Origin of the sequence: Polymorphobacter sp., assembly GCF_051860865.1 — a bacterium.
In the GTDB taxonomy this organism is placed as follows: domain Bacteria; phylum Pseudomonadota; class Alphaproteobacteria; order Sphingomonadales; family Sphingomonadaceae; genus Sandarakinorhabdus.
Map to the genome: position 1 here is coordinate 1 of NZ_JBIMKZ010000126.1, position 4,015 is coordinate 4,015.

The 4,015-nt window shown below is 68.5% G+C and carries 4 protein-coding genes; 3 read left to right on the forward strand and 1 reads right to left on the reverse strand.

The features are described 5' to 3' along the window. The first annotated feature begins 337 nt into the window (after positions 1 to 337). From ACTIFJ_RS14985 to ACTIFJ_RS14995, 3 genes are all read left to right on the forward strand, one after another. Positions 338 to 517, forward strand: coding sequence for a hypothetical protein (locus ACTIFJ_RS14985; RefSeq protein ID WP_439534919.1), 180 nt, complete (start codon positions 338 to 340; stop codon positions 515 to 517). A gap of 83 nt (positions 518 to 600) precedes the next feature. Next, positions 601 to 1,254: a lasso peptide biosynthesis B2 protein gene (locus tag ACTIFJ_RS14990; protein WP_439534918.1), complete on the forward strand. Its 654-nt coding sequence runs from the start codon at positions 601 to 603 to the stop codon at positions 1,252 to 1,254. After that, positions 1,251 to 2,987, forward strand: coding sequence for an asparagine synthase-related protein (locus tag ACTIFJ_RS14995; RefSeq protein ID WP_439534916.1), 1,737 nt, complete (start codon positions 1,251 to 1,253; stop codon positions 2,985 to 2,987). Before ACTIFJ_RS14990 ends, ACTIFJ_RS14995 begins: the two co-directional genes overlap by 4 nt. A gap of 136 nt (positions 2,988 to 3,123) precedes the next feature. Here ACTIFJ_RS14995 and ACTIFJ_RS15000 read toward each other — a convergent pair whose 3' ends face one another. After that, positions 3,124 to 3,621 (reverse strand): YcxB family protein, encoded by a 498-nt coding sequence (locus tag ACTIFJ_RS15000; protein ID WP_439534917.1) that lies wholly within the window; start codon positions 3,619 to 3,621, stop codon positions 3,124 to 3,126. Positions 3,622 to 4,015 lie beyond the last annotated feature (394 nt).

Here is a 4,015-nt window from a genome sequence, read left to right on the forward strand (position 1 = left end):
GTTGTTTTTTCCCTAAGGCCCCCCCCGCGTGATTGGGGGTTGTCTTTTTGTGGGGGTGGGGGCCCGGCGCCCCCCGCCGCCGGAGGCAAATTCCTTTCCCGCCGGGGGCGCACTTCTGCCCGACGTGGACGCCGACACTCACCCACAGATGGGCCCGGCGCGGTTGCTGGTTGCTGGGATATTGCCGGGCATGATCCACCGCGCCCGATGAGCTGTACGGCCAATGCCCGCCGAAATTCCTGCTCAGCAGATTGTCATCCAAGATTGACTCTGCTTCGGCACAGGCTCATTATTTTCATCTTGAAAATGTCTGATCGTCCTGAACAAGGAGGTTTCGATGCGCACCGATCCCAGCAAATCTGCCTACACAGCCCCGGACATCATCGACGTCGGCGACGCCCTGTCGCTCACCAACGGCCATGGCACCCCGGTCGGCGATGCCCCGCACGATGGCACCACCGGCTATTACAATGCCGCCAAGAACGCGCTGTCCGCCGAGGTCGAGCTCGACGACTGATCGCGCCGGCCCCGGGCGGCCCCTGTCGCCCCCATCCTGATATCCGGGACGTCGAGATCGATGGCGCCCGTGTCCTGCTCAACCTGGCCACGGCGCGCTATTCGGTGCTTGATCCGGTCGCGACCCAGCTCTGGGCGGCGCTCACCGGCGCCCGCGACTGGCCGGCCGCCCGTCACGCCCTGACCGCGCGCTTTGACGTCGATGCCGAGGTGCTGGCTGGCGACTGCGTCGCCTTCGCCACCCGCTGCCGCGCAGCCGGCCTGCTCCAGCCCGCCGACGCGCCGGCCCCCCCCCCCCACCCCCCCCCCCCCCCCCCCCGGCCCTGGCGCTCCCGCCTGCCCGGCGCGCTCCACGCCCTCATCCTGCTCCATGGCACTGCCCGCTCACTGGCCCGTCACGGCATGGCGGCCACCTATGCCCGCGCCGCCACCGCGACCCCCGCCCCCGCACATACCGCCACCGCACACACCGCTACCGCCACCGCGCTTGGCCCCGCCCTCGCCCGCTTCGGAATGGCCGAAAACCTGTTCGTCAGCCGCCGCGGGCCGGACGATTGCCTGGTCCGCTCGCTGGCGCTGTTCCGCTTCCTGCGGGAGCGCGGCGTCCCCGCCCGCCATGTCATCGGCGTCTGCCGCCTGCCCTTCCAGGCCCATGCCTGGGTCGAGCATGACGGCCGCCCGCTGCTCGACACCCAGGGCAGCAGCACCCTGTTCACCCCGATCGCGCACCTCGAATGAGCTGGGCCATCACCGGCACCCTCGCCACCACCCTCACCGGCCCCACAATCCCCACCGAGGCCGCCGGCTGCGCCATCCTCGCCACCGGCCACATCGCCCACCGCGCGGCGCTCCGCCGGACCCTCGGCCTGCCCGCCACCGCCAGTGACGCCGAAATCTTCGCCCATGGCTGGCACCGCTGGCGCGCCGAGCTCCCCCGCCACATCCTCGGCGAATGGGCGCTGGCGCTCCACGACCCCGCCCGCGCCGAAGCCCTGCTCGCCCATGACAGCCTCGGCACCACCCCGCTCTACCATGCGCCCGCCGCCGGAAATGCCCCCACCACCGGCCTGCGCTTCGCCACCCACCTCCCCGCCCTGCTCGATCCCCAACCGCCGCTCGATCCCGATTATATCGCCGACTATCTGGCCAACGGCTTCATCGCCTCGGCCCGTACCCCCTTCCAGACCATCACCCGCCTGCTCCCCGGCACCAGCCTCCACCTCGCCGGCGACCGCCTCCGCGCCGTTCGCCACTGGGCCGTCCCCGACACGCCCGCCGACCCCGAGCCAGACCCCCGGGCCCGCTTCCGCGCCCTGCTCGAAGACGCCGTCACCGCCGCCACCGACGGCGCCACCACCGTCTGGACCGACCTTTCCGGCGGCCTCGACAGCTCCTCGATCGCCAGCATCGCCGCCCGCCTCGGCGCCCCCGATCTTGCTGCTCCGGGCCTCGCGGCCTGGTCCGTCTATTTCCCCGGCCACGGCTTCGCCGACGAGCGCCGCTTCATGCAAGCCGTCGTCGATCATCACGCCCTCCCCTGGCACCAGCTCGATGCCTCGCACCACCTGCCCTTCGCCGCCCCGCCGGCGCCGTTCATCGGCGAGCCGACCATCACCGCCATCAACGCCGCGCTGATCGACGAGACCCGCGCCCGCCAGGACGCCGCCGGCGTCGACGCCGTCCTCAACGGCCATGGCGGCGACCTCGTCCTCGGTGCCTTCTCCGGCCCGGTCCCCGCCGAGCTCGCCGACCCCCTGTTCACCGGCAACCTCGCCGCTACCTGGCGCGGCCTCCGCGCCTGGCATCAGGGCGCGCCCGAGCGCCGCTCGCGCAGCTTCTGGCTGCGCTACGGCCTGCTCGCCCCGGTCCTCCAGCACCTGCGCGGCCAGGCCATCGCCCCCGCCGCCCTGCCGCTCCAGCCCTGGATCACCGCCGACTACGCCCGCCACGCCCATCTCGACGCCCGCCGCCGCGCCCGGCTGACCGACCGCCGCCGCACCCCCGGCCACCAGCGCCTCGCCGACGGTCTCCACATCGCCGCCCTCCAGCTGGCGCGGGACCGGCAGCGCCAGCCCACCTTCCGCTCGCGCAGCCCGCTGCTCCACCGCCCGCTCGTCGAGTTCATGGCCGGCCTGCCCTTCGACCAGCGCACCCGCCCCGGCTGCGACCGCTACCTCCAGCGCCACGCCCTCAAAGGCATCCTGCCCGACCCCGTCCGCCGCCGCGCCGGCAAGGGCATCGCCACCCCGAGCTTCGCCGAAGGCCTGTCCCGCGCCCCGGAATGGGTCGACTGGCTGGCCACCGACAGCCGCCTCGCCCGCCTCGGCATCGCCGACCCCGCGCTATGGACGCACGCCCTCCGCCAGGCCGCCGTCGGCCAGACCCACGGCGATCAATATCTCCACGCCGGCATCGCCCTCGAAATCTGGCTGCGGCAGCTCGAGCCCCATGCAACGGAAGCCGTCCGCTAGCGGCACGAGAATATGCCTCCGGCGGCTGGGGCCGCAGGCCCCAGACCCCAAATATTAGGCGATGATGTCGTTTGTAAACGCGAGGTTTTGAAACGGGCGCTTTCGCCCAATAGCGGACTCAAAAGACGCAGGTAGGTTACCCCTTTGCGGCAATATCCTCTGCCTGTTGCACCGAAAGTACCCTAAGCGGTATGAAGTTCATAACCACATCGCTCTGCTGTAAAATAATGGTCTCTTTTCCTTTGATGATCTTTACAAATTCGACCCACTGAAACTTGGAATTTCCGCGGTTAGAGGCAAAAGATATGGTTTCATCAGACCAATCCACGGTGGTGATGTCGTGCAACGACTTCTGTTGACCGTAAATTCGCTTCACCTGACGAGGCAGCCGAAGATAGGCTGAGAGAAGGATCAGTGAGAGAAATATTAGCCAATAGGCGACACCAATTGCGGCACCGAGAATGATCGGTCCTAGCTGCCACTTCCAGAATAAATACCCTGTGACGGCCCCAACCGCCACGCTGCCCAGAGCGTAGGATTTTGCGACCCGCCTCGACTTAACGGTCGCCATGAAGTTCAGTCGATTAGCGGCAAGAAGGTCTTCAGCGGTGGGTTGAAAAGCGATCGAGTTCATAAAGCGATGATGCCTTCGAACGCTTGTCCATGCAACGGCAGCTAACCACTATTGTCAGACGTTCGGCTGGGTTTGCAAACGCTATAATCGCCGACTATTGGCTCGATCCCGCAGGACCATCTGCCGTCACCTTTCGGAGGCCAATTAGTCGGGGTCTGGGGCCTGCGGCCCCAGCCGCCGGAGGCCAGTCTCTTACCGCCGGAAGCGCACGTCCGCTGAATGTCGATACCCCCTCGCCCCCTGCACCCCGGTCAGGGCGTCGGTCCGGGGCCGCCACTGGCCTTGCGCGGCCGCACGAACAGCATGAACCGCGCCAGCGGCCATTTGAACAGCAGCAGATAGAAGACATGCAAGGCCACCAGCCCGACCAGCAGATTGGCGAACAGTTCGTGCA

What these genes read in the sequence shown, in the direction of transcription:
- ACTIFJ_RS14985 (WP_439534919.1), top strand. Translation starts at nt 338, where the DNA reads ATGCGCACCGATCCCAGCAAATCTGCCTACACAGCCCCGGACATCATC.
- ACTIFJ_RS14995 (WP_439534916.1), top strand. Translation starts at nt 1,251, where the DNA reads ATGAGCTGGGCCATCACCGGCACCCTCGCCACCACCCTCACCGGCCCC.
- ACTIFJ_RS15000 (WP_439534917.1), bottom strand. Translation starts at nt 3,621, where the DNA reads ATGAACTCGATCGCTTTTCAACCCACCGCTGAAGACCTTCTTGCCGCT.